The sequence below is a fragment of the Leuconostoc carnosum genome, assembly GCF_007954525.1.
Taxonomy (GTDB): domain Bacteria; phylum Bacillota; class Bacilli; order Lactobacillales; family Lactobacillaceae; genus Leuconostoc; species Leuconostoc carnosum.
In genome coordinates, this window is sequence record NZ_CP042374.1 from 653,299 (window position 1) to 670,216 (window position 16,918).

Annotated in this window: 16 protein-coding genes; 2 read left to right on the top strand and 14 right to left on the bottom strand. The window is 37.8% G+C overall.

The window, feature by feature from the left end:
- Positions 1-33 precede the first annotated feature (33 nt).
- From hslO to pth, 8 genes are all read right to left on the bottom strand, one after another.
- On the bottom strand, positions 34-930 hold the full coding sequence (hslO, locus tag FGL89_RS03120; protein ID WP_147000422.1) for an Hsp33 family molecular chaperone HslO: 897 nt from the start codon (positions 928-930) through the stop codon (positions 34-36).
- Positions 931-1,014: 84 nt separating this feature from the next.
- Positions 1,015-3,120 carry an ATP-dependent zinc metalloprotease FtsH gene (gene ftsH / locus FGL89_RS03125; protein WP_014973853.1) on the bottom strand — a complete coding sequence of 702 codons (2,106 nt, stop codon included), beginning with the start codon at positions 3,118-3,120 and terminating at the stop codon, positions 1,015-1,017.
- A gap of 22 nt (positions 3,121-3,142) precedes the next feature.
- Positions 3,143-3,682, bottom strand: a complete 540-nt coding sequence (gene hpt / locus FGL89_RS03130) for a hypoxanthine phosphoribosyltransferase (RefSeq protein WP_014973852.1) — start codon at positions 3,680-3,682, stop codon at positions 3,143-3,145.
- Positions 3,682-4,995, bottom strand: a complete 1,314-nt coding sequence (gene tilS, locus FGL89_RS03135) for a tRNA lysidine(34) synthetase TilS (RefSeq protein ID WP_014973851.1) — start codon at positions 4,993-4,995, stop codon at positions 3,682-3,684. The genes hpt and tilS overlap by 1 nt, the downstream gene beginning before the upstream one ends.
- 26 nt (positions 4,996-5,021) lie before the next feature.
- Positions 5,022-5,417 (bottom strand): FtsB family cell division protein, encoded by a 396-nt coding sequence (locus tag FGL89_RS03140; protein ID WP_014973850.1) that lies wholly within the window; start codon positions 5,415-5,417, stop codon positions 5,022-5,024.
- 71 nt (positions 5,418-5,488) lie between these two features.
- Entirely contained in the window at positions 5,489-5,767 is a 279-nt protein-coding gene (locus FGL89_RS03145; protein ID WP_014973849.1) for an RNA-binding S4 domain-containing protein, read from the bottom strand.
- A gap of 39 nt (positions 5,768-5,806) precedes the next feature.
- Positions 5,807-9,337: a transcription-repair coupling factor gene (gene mfd, locus FGL89_RS03150; protein WP_014973848.1), complete on the bottom strand. Its 3,531-nt coding sequence runs from the start codon at positions 9,335-9,337 to the stop codon at positions 5,807-5,809.
- Positions 9,338-9,904, bottom strand: coding sequence for an aminoacyl-tRNA hydrolase (gene pth / locus FGL89_RS03155; RefSeq protein ID WP_135198027.1), 567 nt, complete (start codon positions 9,902-9,904; stop codon positions 9,338-9,340). It lies immediately after the preceding gene.
- A gap of 125 nt (positions 9,905-10,029) precedes the next feature.
- On the opposite strand from pth, the gene cbpA reads away from it, so the two are divergent.
- A complete protein-coding gene (cbpA, locus tag FGL89_RS03160) occupies positions 10,030-10,674 on the top strand; it encodes a cyclic di-AMP binding protein CbpA (protein WP_014973846.1) in 645 nt (214 codons plus the stop codon).
- A gap of 43 nt (positions 10,675-10,717) precedes the next feature.
- Here cbpA and FGL89_RS03165 read toward each other — a convergent pair whose 3' ends face one another.
- From FGL89_RS03165 to FGL89_RS03175, 3 genes are read right to left on the bottom strand one after another with little or no spacing between them, the layout of a single operon-like run.
- Positions 10,718-11,605 (bottom strand): prenyltransferase, encoded by an 888-nt coding sequence (locus tag FGL89_RS03165; RefSeq protein WP_014973845.1) that lies wholly within the window; start codon positions 11,603-11,605, stop codon positions 10,718-10,720.
- A 50-nt stretch (positions 11,606-11,655) separates the two neighbouring features.
- A complete protein-coding gene (locus FGL89_RS03170; protein WP_014973844.1) occupies positions 11,656-12,303 on the bottom strand; it encodes a DUF421 domain-containing protein in 648 nt (215 codons plus the stop codon).
- On the bottom strand, positions 12,300-12,743 hold the full coding sequence (locus FGL89_RS03175; RefSeq protein ID WP_014973843.1) for a DUF3290 domain-containing protein: 444 nt from the start codon (positions 12,741-12,743) through the stop codon (positions 12,300-12,302). Before FGL89_RS03175 ends, FGL89_RS03170 begins: the two co-directional genes overlap by 4 nt.
- A gap of 118 nt (positions 12,744-12,861) precedes the next feature.
- Between FGL89_RS03175 and FGL89_RS03180 the strand changes: the two genes are divergently transcribed.
- Entirely contained in the window at positions 12,862-14,199 is a 1,338-nt protein-coding gene (locus FGL89_RS03180; protein ID WP_014973842.1) for a C1 family peptidase, read from the top strand.
- 30 nt (positions 14,200-14,229) lie between these two features.
- Here the strand turns inward: FGL89_RS03180 and FGL89_RS03185 are convergent, their stop codons facing one another.
- The 3 genes from FGL89_RS03185 to groES all read right to left on the bottom strand — a co-directional run bounded on the left by FGL89_RS03185 (position 14,230) and on the right by groES (position 16,784).
- The gene (locus FGL89_RS03185) at positions 14,230-14,631 is read right to left on the bottom strand and encodes a flavodoxin (protein ID WP_014973841.1); all 402 of its coding nucleotides are present in this window, start codon (positions 14,629-14,631) and stop codon (positions 14,230-14,232) included.
- A 151-nt stretch (positions 14,632-14,782) separates the two neighbouring features.
- Entirely contained in the window at positions 14,783-16,402 is a 1,620-nt protein-coding gene (gene groL / locus FGL89_RS03190; protein ID WP_014973840.1) for a chaperonin GroEL, read from the bottom strand.
- Positions 16,403-16,499: 97 nt separating this feature from the next.
- Positions 16,500-16,784 carry a co-chaperone GroES gene (gene groES / locus FGL89_RS03195; protein WP_014973839.1) on the bottom strand — a complete coding sequence of 95 codons (285 nt, stop codon included), beginning with the start codon at positions 16,782-16,784 and terminating at the stop codon, positions 16,500-16,502.
- Positions 16,785-16,918: the final 134 nt, after the last annotated feature.

Here is a 16,918-nt window from a genome sequence, read left to right on the forward strand (position 1 = left end):
AACTATACCAAAAAATTGTCATAAGCTCAAAGGTTAGTCAGCATTGTTTTCATTAATTTCAGAAATGATTTCACGTAACTCATCTGGCGTGAAAAAGTAACGTTTTCCTGAGAACTTACCCACAACTTCAGCACCATCATCTTCATCAATCATGGCTTGTACCTCTTTGACTGGTAAGGTAGTTAACATTTTATGATATGCCTCTTTAGTTGGTTCAGCAGCTAAACCGACACCCGCAACTTGTATAATATCGACTTCACCTTGACCAAAAATGGCTTCTAATACTGCTAGTGGTGTATAGCCATCTACTAGCATATCTGAGAGAGACGGCATATTTTTCAATGCCATTTCTAACTGATTGATTGCCTCATCAGTAGCATCTGGTAATGCCTGAACTAGAAATCCGCCAGCAACCTCCACCGTATCGTCAGCATTCATATAAACCGACACACCGACGACAGAAGGTATCTGTTCAGACTGTGCTAAATAATACGTAAAATCATCCCCTATTTCACCAGAAACCAGTTGACTCTGACCAATGTATGGATCTGAATAAGGCGCAAACTTAGTAATTTGCAAAAAACCATTCGTACCAACTGCAGCAGGAATGTCTAACCGACCGTCATTATCTAAGATTGGCTCAATTTTTGGATTAGTCACATAGCCACGTATACTACCCTTTGCATCGACTTCCACAACAACGTTACCGATCGGACCACGACCGTTAATTTGAATCGACATCCGTTCTTCACCTTTTAGAACGGATTGCGCTGTCAAAGCTGTGGCAAGCATACCTCGACCTAACACAACTGATGCTAAACGTGATGTTTCATGTATTGTAGCAGCTTCTTTCACAAATTCTGTGCCATTTAAAGCATAGGCGCGAAAATACTTATTCTTGGTAATCGCTTTAATAAATTGATCTGACATAGTTAGATTATCTCTCTATTTTTTTGTATTTGTTAGTTATTTTTAACTGCAATAAAAAAGTTGACGTTACCGTCAACTTCTATTTTACTGATTTTTGTCGTTCTTGTCATCATCTGACTTATCATCACTTGATGGTTCTGCTTCTGAACTATCATCCTTTGAGTCATCATTTTTTTCTTCTGAATCATCATGGTTATAACGCGTTTCTGCTTCTGAATCTTTAGCATCAACTGCTGCTTTAGCCTCTTCAAAAGACTTCGCAGTAGCTAATTCATCATCTTCTTGGATATCTTTACGTGTAAAGTTACCTGTTTCATAGATATCACGAATTTGCTTTTCATCAAGTGTTTCGACTTCAAGTAACGCCTCTGCAATTGCAGCTAACTTATCTTTATTTTCAGCAATGATAGCCTTCGCATCGTCAAATGCTTCTTGAGATAAGCGACGCACTTCTTCATCAATCAAACGTGCTGTTTCATCAGAATAGTTACGATTACCAGCTTGTTCAGCATAGCCAACACTGGCATTACCTTCCAATTGAACCATACCTAACTTATCCGACATACCAAAGGCAGTCACCATTTGGCGTGCCAATCCTGTCGCTTGTTGGAAATCGTTTGAAGCACCTGAACTAGCTTCATTAAATGTGAAGATTTCAGACGCGCGACCACCCATTAATCCGGCTAATTGTTCTTTAGCTTCTGAGTAACGTAGATTAAAACGGTCATTTTTAGGTGTCATCAACGCATAACCGCCGATACGACCACGTGGCACAATCGTTACCTTACGGACAATTGAAGCTTCTGAACGAACTAAGCCAACCAATGCGTGTCCAGCTTCATGATAAGCCGTCACACGACGTTCTTGTTTGGACATACCACGATTTGTTTTAGCCGGTCCTTGGAAAATACGGTCTTCGGCTTCATCAATATCAGCAGCATCAACCTTTTTCTTGTTACGACGGGCTGCTAACAATGCAGCTTCGTTTAGCAAGTTCTCTAAGTCTGCACCAACATAGCCTGGTGTTTGTTGCGCAATAGCTTTCAAATCAACATTATCTGCTAATGGCTTGTTCTTAGCATGAACATTCAAAATTGCTTCACGTCCCTTAACATCAGGTGCGCCAATCAAAATTTTACGATCAAAACGACCAGAACGTAGCAAGGCTGGATCCAAAACATCAGAACGGTTTGTTGAGGCTAAAATAATAACCCCTTCTGAACCTTCAAAACCGTCCATTTCAATCAAGATCTGGTTCAAAGTTTGCTCACGTTCATCATTTCCACCGCCCATGCCTGTACCACGACGACGACCAACAGCATCAATTTCATCAATGAAGATAATAGCAGGTGCTGATTTTTTAGCATTTTCGAACAAGTCACGGACACGTGAAGCACCCACACCAACAAACATCTCAACGAAATCTGAACCAGACATTGAGAAAAATGGGACACTGGCCTCACCAGCAACAGCTTTGGCTAACAATGTTTTACCAGTTCCCGGAGGTCCCTCAAGCAATACACCTTTTGGAATACGTGCACCTAAGCTTACAAACTTCTTTGGTGACTTCAAAAATTCAACCACTTCAACTAATTCTTGCTTTTCTTCTTCTGCACCAGCAACATCAGCAAAGCGTACTTTGTTATCTTTTGGATCAGATGGCTTAGCTTTGGACTTACCAAAGCTCATCATGCCACCTTGACCACCCTTACCACCGCCAGCTTGATTCATCATGACGTAGAATACGGCCACAATCAAAATTACTGGAATAAGCGATACCAGCAAGTTAACCCAAAATCCAGATGACTCTTGCTGTTTCGTCACCAAATCTGTATTGGTTGTTCTTGCATTTTGTGTCACTGACTGCAATGACGCATCATTAGGTAGTAATGTTGATGTGTATCGTGTAGCAGTTTGTGTTTGCTTTAATACACTAAACCCTTTATCCGACTTAACCTTTTGCGGTTTTCTATACTCACCTGTAATGTTATAAATACCATTACTTGGCTGCACTGTGACTGACTTCAAATCCTTATCATTCAATGCTTTCATAAATTCGCTTGATGTCAAGGTTTTCGTTGTAGACTTGTCATTACCAAACAAGCCATAAATCATACCTACAACAGCAAGAAAAATGAAAATATAGAATACAGAACTTCTTAAGAAGCCACCTTTTTGATTATTGTTCATTAAGCTTCCTCAATTCTAGAAGTTAATCAGAATAAACTTCTTTTTTCAAAATACCGACGTACGGCAAATTACGATACATTTCTTTATAATCTAATCCATAACCAACAACAAATTCATTACGAACATCAAAGCCAATATAGTCAGCTTTAATCTCAACTTTGCGACCTTCTTTTTTGTCTAATAATGTCGCAACTTGAATTGATTTTGCGCCACGTTCAGCCAATAATTTTTTCAAAAATAGCAAAGACTGTCCAGTATCTACAATATCTTCTAAAATGATGACATCACGTCCTTGAACATCTGAATGAATATCAGTCACTAATGAAATTGAATTTGTACTGCTGACACCACCATGATAACTAGAAATTTTAATAAATTCTAATTTAACGTACAAATCAACTTCGCGCAATAAGTCAGCTGTCCAGAGATAAGCTCCTTTTAACACTGACAACACAACTGGTTCTTCACCAGCATAATCTTTCGTAATCTGTTTGCCCAAGCGAACAGCTGCATGGTGTATGCTGTCCTGATCAAACAATACTTCTTGTATATCGTTATCCACTACTTTTCCTCAATTCGCCATGCTAACCAATTTAAATTTAGTTTCGCATCTTGTTTGCTGGTAAACTCTGCGCTTACACGCCAATGATCACGGATTTTTACTGCGACAATGATATCATCAGTCGTTGTTAAGACCATCATGTCTTGTCGCTCAGCTATTGACAATTTTTCGTCAATAGCTAACCGCCGTAGTTTCTTATGACCATCTATGAGTGCAAGTTTATCACTAGTCGCTACCGGACGCAAGTACAAATGCGGCACTGGTTTTGCGAGTTTAAATGAGAAACTTGCCACATCATTATCCGGTTTAGAATCTGTCCATTTAACCGCATAGTTTGCAAAAATTTGCCATTGATTTAATTTTAACATAATTGGCGACAAAACTTGAGATGTAATTGTCATTTCTGTTGCATTTTTAACATATAACTGTTGATATTCTTTAACAAATTCAATATTTTTTGATAATTGTAGTCTACCAACAGGTTTTTGCTGATTTTTTAGTAGCTGCATGATTTGCATGATCTGCGCTTGCTTTAAACGATATACGCCTTGCTGTTGAATAAAATCAACAATTGCTGGCTCAAGCCACCTTTCTGGAATTTTCGTCCAGTCATGACTGATTGTTTGCACATAAATTTTAGTTTGTTCAGCAATCAAATCATTTTGCCGTTGGAGTTGTTGTGCAAAATCATTAATGTGTGCAACAGCTTCTGGATTGATTTTTTTAAATGCTGGTAAAATCTCATGACGTAAGTAGTTACGCGGTGTATAGCTTGTGTCACTATTTGTAAAATCTTCTCGCCAACTCAGCTGATACTGTTGTGCATAACTTATGATTTCTTGTTTAGTTATCGACAGAAATGGACGAACTACTTGTTGATTATACACATGCATCCCAGTTAATTGCGACAATTTACCGCCACGAATGAGCTTGAGTAACACCGTTTCTGCTTGATCGTCACCATGATGAGCAACCACAACCGTTTGTGTCTGATATTTTCTTGTTAATTGTTTAAAAAAATTATAACGTAATGTACGAGCCTGGCTTTCAATGGCCTTTTCAGGAATATCTAACCAGTCAATCGACTCAAACGTTGCTTCATATTTTTTAGCTAGCGCTTGTACAAAGGCGGCATCTCCATCGCTCTCTTCGCGCAGATGATAGTTCACATGTGCTACTATAAGCTTAGCTTTAGGCAAATGTTGTCTTAATGCATGTAACAAAACGACTGAGTCAACACCACCTGAAACAGCTACAACCAAAGTTGCATCCCACTGATATTTATTTAATTGTTGCTGAATTTTTTCAATCATGATAGAAAAAGCACCCTTATAGGTGCTTAATTATTGTCAACTGGTAGATTATAGACAATCTCTCCTTGCTTAGTGTAACCATACTTATCACGTAAAATTTGCTGCAAATAAGTTGGATCTTTTATTCGCTTTGTATTAGATTTGAGTTGTGTATTTGTTTTTTCTACTGCCGTTAAACGATCTTGTGTAGAGGTTAGCGTCACATTAACTGTGTGTAGTTTTACCTGGCTAACTAAAAGTTGCACGGCAAAAATAGTTGCTATGAACGCACCAAAAAGTAGAATTCGTTTTTCACGTCGCGCGTGCGCCTTTTTATAATAACGCTTAGCCTGCAAATTAGCAGACTCAGAGTTTTGAATAATGGTTTTAATTTCAGGCGTCACATGCTGCTTATTCAATTGTCTGCTATTATAAGTCGACATAGGATTCACTTATTACTAGTTTGGCACGTTCTTATGAACTTTTCAACAATATTTACTAATATTTAAACAAATTAATTATCTTGCTGTCGGAAATCTTGCGCATACGATTCATGCAAAACTTCATACATATCAGCAGAAGCTTCCTTTTTTGTGGTTTCCACAATTTTTAAAACTTTAACCGTTAGCGTTTTATTACCAAAGCGTACTTCTAATTCATCATTGGTCGATACATCTGATGATGATTTAGCTACCTTACCATTAATTGAAATGCGCCCTTGATCAGCTATTTCTTTAGCCACCGTCCGGCGTTTAATCAATCGAGATATCTTCAAATATTTATCTAGTCGCATTTTTCTTTCCTTAATTATTAATTTTTATAGTGTATTGTCTTATTCATTTTTGTCTTGTGGCATGTCGCGATTGACAACCACTACTAGGAATTCGCGCAGCACATTTAACCAGATACTGCTTTCAGCAACATCGTTAACAGTTAAAATAACCTGTAAATCCCCAGCTTCCGTACGAACAGCAGCTTTCAAAGGCACATCAACCAAAGTTTCAAAAATAGCTTCTCCTGATAATTGTTGTGTAGCCTGATCACTAAATTGAATGGTTACTTGGTTCCTTTGTCGCCGAATATTAGTCACTTGTGCTTGATCAGCAAGTTGCTTAATCTGACCTACTAGTAGTAAACGAGCAACTTCATCAGGCATTTCACCATAGCGGTCCAACATATCAGACTCAATTTCTTCAAAGTTATCATCTGTTTTTGCTTGACGAATACGTGTATATAACTCAATTTTTTGCGCATTATCTGAGACATACTCGTCCGGTAGATAAGCCAACACACCAAGAATTAATTCAGCATCTGTCTCTTGTAACTGATCTTTCGGTGCATTACCCTGTTTCTCTGCCACAGCCTCTTTAAGCATTTTAGTATACATATCATAGCCCACGGAATCAATAAATCCGTGTTGTTGTTTACCAAGTATATCACCAGCACCACGAATGCTTAAGTCACGCATTGCAATGCGGAAACCTGAACCGAGTTCAGTAAAATCGCGAATTGCTTCTAAGCGTTTCTCTGCTTCTTCACTTGGTGTACGCATAAAGGGATAAGTGAAGTAAGCATAGGCCAATCGAGCTGAACGGCCAACTCGCCCACGCAATTGATATAATTGTGCTAAGCCCATATGGTCAGCATTTTCCACAATTAACGTATTGGCATTAGGAATATCAACCCCTGTTTCAATAATAGTAGTGGTCACCAAGACATCGTAGTCCCCATTTAAAAAATCATATAAAATACTTTCTAGTTGACTTTCAGACATTTGCCCATGAATAGCTGCCACACGTGCTGATGGTACTAAATCAGTAATTTGGCTGGCCACACGATCCAAGTCTGCTACGCGATTGTGCAGGTAAAAAACTTGTCCATTGCGGGCTAATTCTTTTTCAATAGCATCGCGCACAATCGTCCAATCAGCTTCCATGACATATGTCTGAATCGGATAACGATTGGCAGGTGGTGTTTCAATAATTGACAAATCACGCGCGCCGACCATTGCCATATTCAATGTTCGTGGGATTGGTGTAGCCGTTAACGTCAGCACATCGACACTAGATCGTAACTGTTTAAGACGCTCTTTATGTTTCACACCAAATCGTTGTTCTTCATCAATAATCAAGAGGCCTAAATCAGAAAAATCAACGTCTTTACTGAGCAAACGATGTGTCCCAACAACGACGTCAATCTCATGTTTATTAAGCTGTTTAATCACTGCTTTATTTTGAGATGGTGTTTGAAAACGACTTAAAACACCAATTTTAATGTCTGGAAAATCACTAAAACGCGCGAGTATCGTCTCATAATGTTGCTGCACAAGAATAGTAGTTGGGGCTAAGAAAGCGACTTGTTTCCCCTCATTTGCCGCTTTAAACACGGCACGTAAGGCTACTTCTGTTTTCCCAAAACCAACATCCCCAACTAATAGTCGATCCATTGGTCGTGGCTTTTGCATATCGACTTTTATTTCTTCAATTGAGCGGATTTGATCTGGCGTTTCAGGATATCCAAAAGCTGTATCAAACTTCAGTTGATTCGTATCATCAGGCGGAAAAGCATATCCTTGTTGCGCTTCACGTTTCGCGTATAATGCTAACAAGTCGTCAGCAATGTCTTCAATTTTGGCAGCAACTTGTCGTTTGGTCTTTGCCCATTCACTACCACCTAATTTATTTAATTTAGGTGCTTTAGCTGTATCCGAAGCCCCAACGTATTTTTGAATTAAATTAAGCTGTGTGACTGGAATAAAAATCTTGGCATTTTTTTGGTAGGCAATAGACAGATAATCTTGCTTGCCACCATCAACCGCAATAGTCTGTAGCCCTTCGTAACGGCCAATACCGTGATTAATATGCACAACATAATCGCCAACGTTTAACTCATTGTACGATTTTAAGCGCTCCGCGTTAGCAATTTTACGTGTTTTTGGTGCTGATCTTCTGGCTTGAGCAAACAATTCGTGTTCTGTTAGCACTGTCAGATGTAGTTGTGGCCATTCAAATCCCGCTGTTAAATTACCTGCTGTTAATTGTACTTGATGCGGTAGTATATTTTTGGTTTCACTGATTGGTATTGTTAGATCGGCTAACGATGCACTAAAATCTCGTCGCCTTTTAGCATCATTAATGAGCAAAATGACTGTCGTTCCAGCATTTTGGGCATAATCCAAATCATTTTTAAGTGCTGACAGTTGACCATAATATTGATTGGCTGGTCGTGTAGTGACTTCTACAATATTTGTAAATTTAACGCGATTCAGCCCACGTTGAAAGTTAGCAAGATACAATGTTGGGCGTGTATTGTGCCCTAATAGGTCATTTAAATCAGCTCGCCACGTTTGATTTGGTAATAATTGGTAACTAGTCGTTTGATTATCAATCCATTCTTGATCACGCGTTAACTGTTGTAGACTTGTTTCTGTTATTCGTGTGTATTCGTCAAGAACAATTAAAGCATCATCATTTAAATAATCAAAGATCGTTATTTGTCCATCAAAAAAATGTTTCGCATAGGGTAGTAGTTCACTACCACGTTGTCTTTCATTTAACACATGCTGTGTCAGGTTAAAACCATCTGTGGCATGCTTCTTTTCAACACCCTGCAATTGGCTACGATATTGACTAAATGCCGTTTCAATAGCCAATTTAGCTCGATCATAATTTGCTTCCGAGACAACAAAATCAGTTGCTGGTTCGATGGCCATCTCATCTAACGTCTGAATACTTTTTTGTGTTGCAACATCAAAACTTTTTAACTGATCAAGTTCATCATCAAAGAAATCCAGCCGAATTGGATCTTCTAAAGTTAATGGGTAAATATCCATAATTGACCCACGTTGTGCAAATTCACCAGGTGTTTGGACCAATTTAACTGGTGTATAACCCATCATCATTAACGTATTTTTGATTTGATTCAAATTATAATTTTGCCCAACATGCACCTTGAGTTGCGCCTCACGCAATGTCATCGGTGCTGGCAATAATTGCTCAATCCCTGTTAAATTAGTCACAACCAGCATTGGCTGATTAGCTAATAAAGCAATTAATGTTTGTACACGTTGCCGCCTTAATTCTGGTGAACTAATAGCCATTTCAGTGGCTACGGATTCTTCCGCCGGAAAATGATAAACCGCATCTCCTACCAAAGAGGTCAAATCACTGTACAGTTGCTCAGCATGTGCCTGTGTATCAGTTATAACCAACATTTGACGTGGCTGTACTTTAAACATAGCCGCAATACTAGCTGCGCGAGCTGTACCATTGACGCCTAAAAGCAACTGTGCTGATTGCGCAGTTGCCTGTTGATTCAAATTTTTAATTGTATCAGTCTGACCTAAATAATTAACTAAACTCATTTACCCATTATATTTATTACTCAATTCAGTTGTAGCTGCACCAGCTATCCAATCCGAAATTGCCTGTGTACTACGATCTAACATATCATCAACTACTTGCGTTTCTACTTTTGAAAAGTGACCTAATACATAGTTGATCACCACGCGTTGCTCGTGATCTGGATGTCCTAAACCAAATTTCAACCGTAAAAACGATTGCGAACTTGTATGCGCTATAATGCTTTTTAACCCATTATGTCCACCAGCTGAACCTTTTGCGCGAAAACGTAATTTCCCAAGCGACATGTCCATATCGTCAACCAATACTAATATATCCGCAATATCGCCTTGATAATAATCCAATATTGCACGAACAGCTTTACCAGAATCATTCATGTAAGTCGTTGGTTTCACCAGCATCACTGGCTCCCCTGCTATATTAATTTTAGCTGTCGTAGCAAATTGCTTACTTGGCGAAAATTTGGCATTATTTGCTTGTGCAAATGCATCTAGCGCCATAAATCCGATATTGTGCCGCGTTTGATCATACTCTGACCCTATGTTACCCAAACCAAAAATAAACTTCATTTTTTAAATTATCTTTCTATAAGTTATAAATTCACTCTTCTTAGTATACCACGCACAGACAACCATTTTGTGTTATCATATAATATGGCTATTTCATGATAATAAAATTAGACTAGGACACGATTATGTTTCAAAAATCTCTAGTAATCCCTAAATCACAACTAACAACTGTTACTGAAAATACAACAATTCAAGAAGTTTATGATATTTTCAATGACTCAAAAAGTGCACATACTCGGACAATGCCCATTCTTGATGAATCTGGTCGCTTATTCCGTGGTAACATTTATAAACAACACGTATTCGAACATATTGCTAAAGGTGGTGATATGAATTTGCCAGCTACTGCTATCATGCGTAACTCCACCAAATTCATTTACACAACCAGCAAATTCTACGAAGTTTTTTTTGCGATTCGTGATTTACCTTTTATTGCTGTACTTGATGAAAACCACGAGTTTTATGGTATTTTCACTCATGATAAATTAATGGATCTCTTATCACAAAGCTGGTCAGTACGTTCTGGCGGTGTCACAATTGCCGTTTCTACACACAATGCTCAAGGTGATCTCAGTAAAATTTCAAAAATCATCACCCGTTATTCAAATATTGAATCACTACTCACTATTCAATCTGATAATGAACCCTTAACGGTTTTATTTACATTATCTTTACAAGCAGACAGTGAACAATTGACACGTTTAATCAAACATCTTGAAAGAAAGAAGTTTGAGGTACGAAGTATTGAGAATCTGAATCGTTTCAAATAAAAAAGTCAATGGTGATTAACTCATCATTGACTTTTTTTATTTGTTACAACCCAATACCCACTAGCACAACAACTGTCATACCAAGCATAAGGATGACTAAGTTTTTAATCGCTAAAATAAAAGTTTCCTCTTTAATCGGATGATTCACAAAATCACGTGCATTTTTAAGCAAGATTGGTAACAATACAATCAACGCATAGCTAGTGATCGGTAGCCAATTGATAACAGTTGCTACCATTAATATGATAAATGCCAGTACTACCCACATTATATAAAGTCTTTTGGCTAGCGTAATACCAAGGTAGTGAACCAAAGTATGTCGCTTATTTTCTTCATCTTCTGCATAATCAGCAATATTATTTGCAAACATAATTTCTGAAATGAAAATAACTAGTGGTAAACTCACAACAAACCATTGAAATAAAACAGACGGAAACAGTGTCATACGAGTATTAACATAAACTTGCGCCACAAAAATGAGATAACCCATGGTAATGCCAGATACCACTTCACCAAATGGTGTATTTGTAATCGGCTTTGGTCCTGCCGAATAAAAATAACCAATTAAAAAGCTAATGATACCAATAATCCACGTCTTATAATCTGTTAGCAATGCAACTGATATACCAGCAACAACAGCAATAACTGCTAGTAATTCAGCAACATGTAATACTTGTTTGTCAGTAATAACATCGCCCGCAGCCGATTCTCGCAAAAATTGATTTGCTTTTTGACGCTTATTATCTTCGTAGCGATTAAATGTATTAACGGCCAAATGCACACTAACAGTAGCGATAATTAGGAGTATTGAATTTACCCAATTTAAGCGCGCATATTGCCATTGACTATATACCAAACCAAAAAGAAGTGGCGCAATACTCGGGATAACTACACGAATTTCAACTAAATCTAAAAATTGTTTTGGTGTCATTATTAAAAATCCTTTGATCATTTATTATTTTGTGTGACAATCAGTTGTTATCAATTATTTTTTTGACGTTCATAAGGTGTTAAGCGGACTCGACCTTCAAGATACTCACCGACAAAAATATCACTAAAACGTGCAAATCCTTGGTTGTTAAGTTCATTTAATAACCAATCTTCATCATGTCCAATAATTTCCAGAACATCAGTGTTTGCTTGTCCATCAAAAATAATTGGATACTTCATGTTTTCTTCACCGTCTAAGATGACGTTCAATTGTCCGTTTTGCTCCAACATGGCACGCTTAACTTGAGACAGATCGTACACACCTTCGGCACGTAGTTTAAACATTAAATCATTAGCAGATAGGCCAGCTGACAGAACATTTTTGATATTAACTGCACCACGTTCAACGACCACCCTTGGCTGGCCATCTATCAAATATTTAATAAAACGATTGTGTTCTTTCAAAAAATTAACCGTCATGACAAGCATTGTCCATATAATTAGTACAATGGTAAATTGATAGACTGTAATTGTGTCGGAATAGATTACTGCACCAATAATGCCACCAAGTACATAGTTTTGCACTTGATCTAAGGCGCTTGTTGGTGCTAAATTGCCTTTTCCCATGATGTTAATTTGAACAATTAAAGCTAACAACCCAATGGCTAATTTTGTTAGGATTGGTAAATAAATACTCATTTGATAACCTTCACTTCTGAATTCACTAGATAAACACGTGTGAGATTATAAGATTGTTGGTCTGTACTCATAGTTAAACGATAATATTTTTTGGCAATTTTAACTAACATACCGTCGCTGACTGTCTTCGTGTTAAAAAATAGTTGCTTCGTAGATATACCCTGTGCCTTAGCAAATTGTTTGCCAAAACTAGACATTTGCGTTCGTTGGTTATCTAGCGATTTTGCTTGCTCATAATCTGTGTATCGCGCACCAGCTAAAAATAAAAAAAATAGCAGCGCAATAATACTTAATTCGCGATATCGCGTTTGCATACGGTTACGCATAAACGCCACTGCCCCTACCGCCATCAAAATAAAGGCTATAACCATCAATGAGATGCCTATCGTATCATTGATACTCGAATGTTTTGCTAAATAATCAGCCGAATAAAAAGTCATTATACTATCATCCCTCCGCTAAATATCATATCATATTCTTTGTTTAACTCAATATACCTTCTACTTGAAGCAATAACTCAAAAGCGCTATATTATAATCATATGAAAAGGAGTTCATTATGTCTTCAGAAATTACAAAACAAGAAATTGCTGATTTCAAGCAAGCGGCACAATCACCACTAACAACCATTGCCCAGCGTGCGACAATTAAAAACGGCATCCATAATGCCAGTTTCAACCACGAAATTCTAAATGCCAATACCCCAACTTTTTCAATTGATCTTGATACTGGTAAAGTTGCCAATCAAAAACAATCCGGTCGTTGCTGGATGTTTGCCGCCCTCAACACAATGCGTCATGATATGAAAGATTTATTCCAATTACCTAGTGATTTCCAACTATCTCAAAGTTATACCTTCTTCTGGGACAAATTTGAAAAGGCCAACTACTTTTATCAAAATGTCTTGGACACTGCGCAAGAGCCACTTGATTCAAGAAAAGTTGCCTTCTTGATGACAACCCCACAACAAGATGGTGGGCAATGGGATATGATTGTTGCTATCATTGAAAAATATGGCGTTGTTCCTCAATCTGTTTATCCAGAATCTGCTGCCTCTTCCGCATCACGTGAATTCAACACGACATTTAATACCTTGTTACGCCATGATGCAACAATTCTACGCGATTTAGTGGCGCACAAAGCAAGTGAGGAAACAATTGACGCCACTCGTAAAGCATTATTAGCAAATATTTACCGCGTACTCACTATTACTTTTGGCGAACCACCAGTAGAATTTAACTTTGAATACCGTGATAAAGACAATCAATATCAAATAGTCAAAAACTTAACGCCACAAACTTATTTTGAAAAATTCGTTGGTTGGGAATTATCTGATTATGTGTCAATTATTAATGCGCCCACAGCTGATAAACCGTATAATGCCACATATAACGTTGAATTACTCGGTAACGTTGTCGGTGGACGTCAAGTCAAACACTTAAACGTCACAATAGAGACCATGAAATCACTAGCCATTGCCCAACTAAAAGATGGTAAATCAGTTTGGTTTGGTGTTGATATGGGACCACAAGTCGATCGTAACAACGGATTAATGGCCGATGGTATCTTCTCAACTGATGACTTATTCCAAGTCAATTCCAAAATGACTAAAGCACAACGTTTAGATTATGGTGATAGTCTCATGACTCATGCCATGGTTTTGACTGGCGTTGATTTAAACGAAAATGAGCAACCCACAAAATGGAAAGTTGAAAATTCATGGGGTGAAAAGGCTGGTAAAGATGGTTACTTCACCATGTCAGATGAATGGATGAGTGAATTCGCTTATCAAATTGTTGTTAACAAGTCGTACTTAAGTGATGAATTAGTTGACATTTACGATAATAATCAACCAAAATTACTGGCACCTTGGGATCCAATGGGTGCATTGGCTTAATAATTTAGATAGTAAAAATATAACAGTCGCTTACTCAATATTTTCTGGTTTAAAATTAGCATCAATGCTTGCATGCGGTGCTAATTTTTTTAATGTGCTTAAACTTATTTCCAGCTCACTGGTGTCACTAGTAATAAAAGGTTTAATGGTTTTACCAGATAAGTCATTGGCCTTCAAAAATCCTTGCATAGCCAATGACATGTCCTTCCCCCAAATAGGATAGCCCAGATAAATGATGTCATCAATCATATCAATTTTCTTTACCATGGGTATCACGCCAGTCATTTTTTCTTTCGTAAAACGTACCATCATCAGTGGATTGTTTTTATACGGTTTATCTAATTCAATTTCATAAAGACGGTCACCTGTTTTTTCAGAAATTTGTGTTGCAACTGCTTTAGTGTGCCCGGAAAGCGAGTAATAAATAATCATAAATTCTCCAAAATAATTTTATATAGATATTGCTAATAGTATAGTTTATTTTAAAAGGCCTAGCAACTCTGTCTGCTAGACCTTTTATCTCAAAATAAAAAACCTCGGATTGAGGTTTTTTGAAACACGATATTAATTATTTTAATTCTGCTTACATCATACCTGGCATACCACCTTGTGGCATAGCTGGCGCAGCTTCGTCCTTAGGCAATTCTGCAACTACAGCTTCTGTTGTTAGTAACAAAGCTGAAACTGAAGCAGCATTTTGAAGCGCTGAACGTGTGACCTTTGTTGGGTCAACAATACCAGCAGCAATCATATCTACCCATTCACCCGTGGCAACATTGTACCCAACACCTACTTCTTGTTCCTTCAACTTGTTAACAATCACAGAACCTTCCAAACCAGCATTTTCAGCGATTTGACGAACAGGTGATTCTAAGGCTTTAATGACAGTATTGATACCTGTTTGTACGTCACCTGTTTCTGACAAGGCTTCAACAGCTGAAATAACATTAACCAATGCCGTACCACCACCAGAAACGAAACCTTCTTCAACAGCAGCACGTGTGGCATTCAAGGCGTCTTCAATACGATACTTGCGTTCCTTTAACTCAGTTTCAGTTGCAGCACCAACATTAACGACAGCCACACCACCGGCCAACTTAGCCAAACGTTCTTGCAACTTTTCACGATCAAAGTCAGAAGTTGTTTCAGCAATTTGTTGCTTAATTGTATCAACACGTGCAGTAACAGCACCTTTGTCGCCAGAACCCTCAACAATAGTTGTGTTATCTTTTGTAATGTTAACCTTTGAAGCTTGGCCAAGCTGTTCAATTGTAACATCCTTCAAATTCAAACCAAGGTCTTCGGTAATTACTGTACCACCTGTCAAAATAGCAATGTCTTCTAATTGTGCTTTACGACGGTCACCAAACCCTGGTGCCTTAACAGCAACAACATTAAATGTACCACGCATTTTGTTCAAAACTAATGTTGGCAAAGCCTCACCAGTAATGTCATCAGCGATAATCAACAATGCACGACCTTGTTCAACAACGCTTTGCAAAACAGGTAAAATATCTTGAATGTTACCAATCTTCTTATCAGTAATCAAAATGTAAGGATTGTCCAAGTTAGCTTCCATCTTGTCATTATCAGTCACCATGTATTGTGACATATAACCACGATCGAATTGCATACCCTCAACAACATCCAACGTTGTTTCAATACCCTTTGACTCTTCAATGGTAATCACACCATCATTACCAACTTTGTCCATTGCCTCAGCAATCAATTGACCAACTTCTTCATTAGCAGCAGAAATAGAAGCAATTTGAGCGATTTCAGCCTTGGTATTTACTGTATGTGATAGTTCATGCAACTTAGCTACAGCAGCAGCCGTTGCTTTTTCAATTCCTGTACGAATACCAACTGGGTTAGCACCGGCAGTCACATTCTTCAAGCCTTCTGAAACAATAGCTTGTGCCAAAACCGTAGCCGTTGTCGTTCCATCACCAGCAATATCATTAGTCTTTGAAGCAACTTCAGCTACTAACTTTGCCCCCATATTTTCAAAATGATCTTCTAATTCAATTGCCTTAGCAATTGTCACACCATCATTAGTAATTGTTGGTGCACCATAAGATTGTTCCAAAACAACATTACGCCCCTTAGGACCAATCGTTGTCTTAACTGTGTCAGCTAATTTATCGACACCTGCCTTCATCTTTGAACGTGCATCTTCTGAAAACTTTAATTCCTTAGCCATTTGTAAAATACCTCTTTAGTATGCTTAATTTTTATATCATGATAGATAATTAATATTCATCTATCATTCTTTTTAAAACACAAAATTGATTAATTATTTATTCAACCACTGCTACAACATCTTTTTCATGAAGCGCTAAATAATCAGTTCCTTCAAATGATACTTCTTGACCTGCATACTTATCAAACAAAACTTCATCACCAACTTCAATTGATAGTTCACGGATTTTACCATCATTTAACACGTAACCTGTGCCCACAGCAACAACTTTACCTGTTACAGGCTTGTCCTTAGCATTACTTGCTAACACAATACCACCAACTGTTTGTTCCGCAGCTTCTGTTACTTCAATAATCACACGATCACCTAATGGCTTCAACATGAGACAATACCTCCGATTTGATTTTGATTTTAGCACTCTTTTATATTGAGTGCTAACTACACCTTTAAGTATATCACTTTACCTTTTATTGTCAATAAAAAAAGACGCACCTGCAATGCGTCATTTGCTCGCGA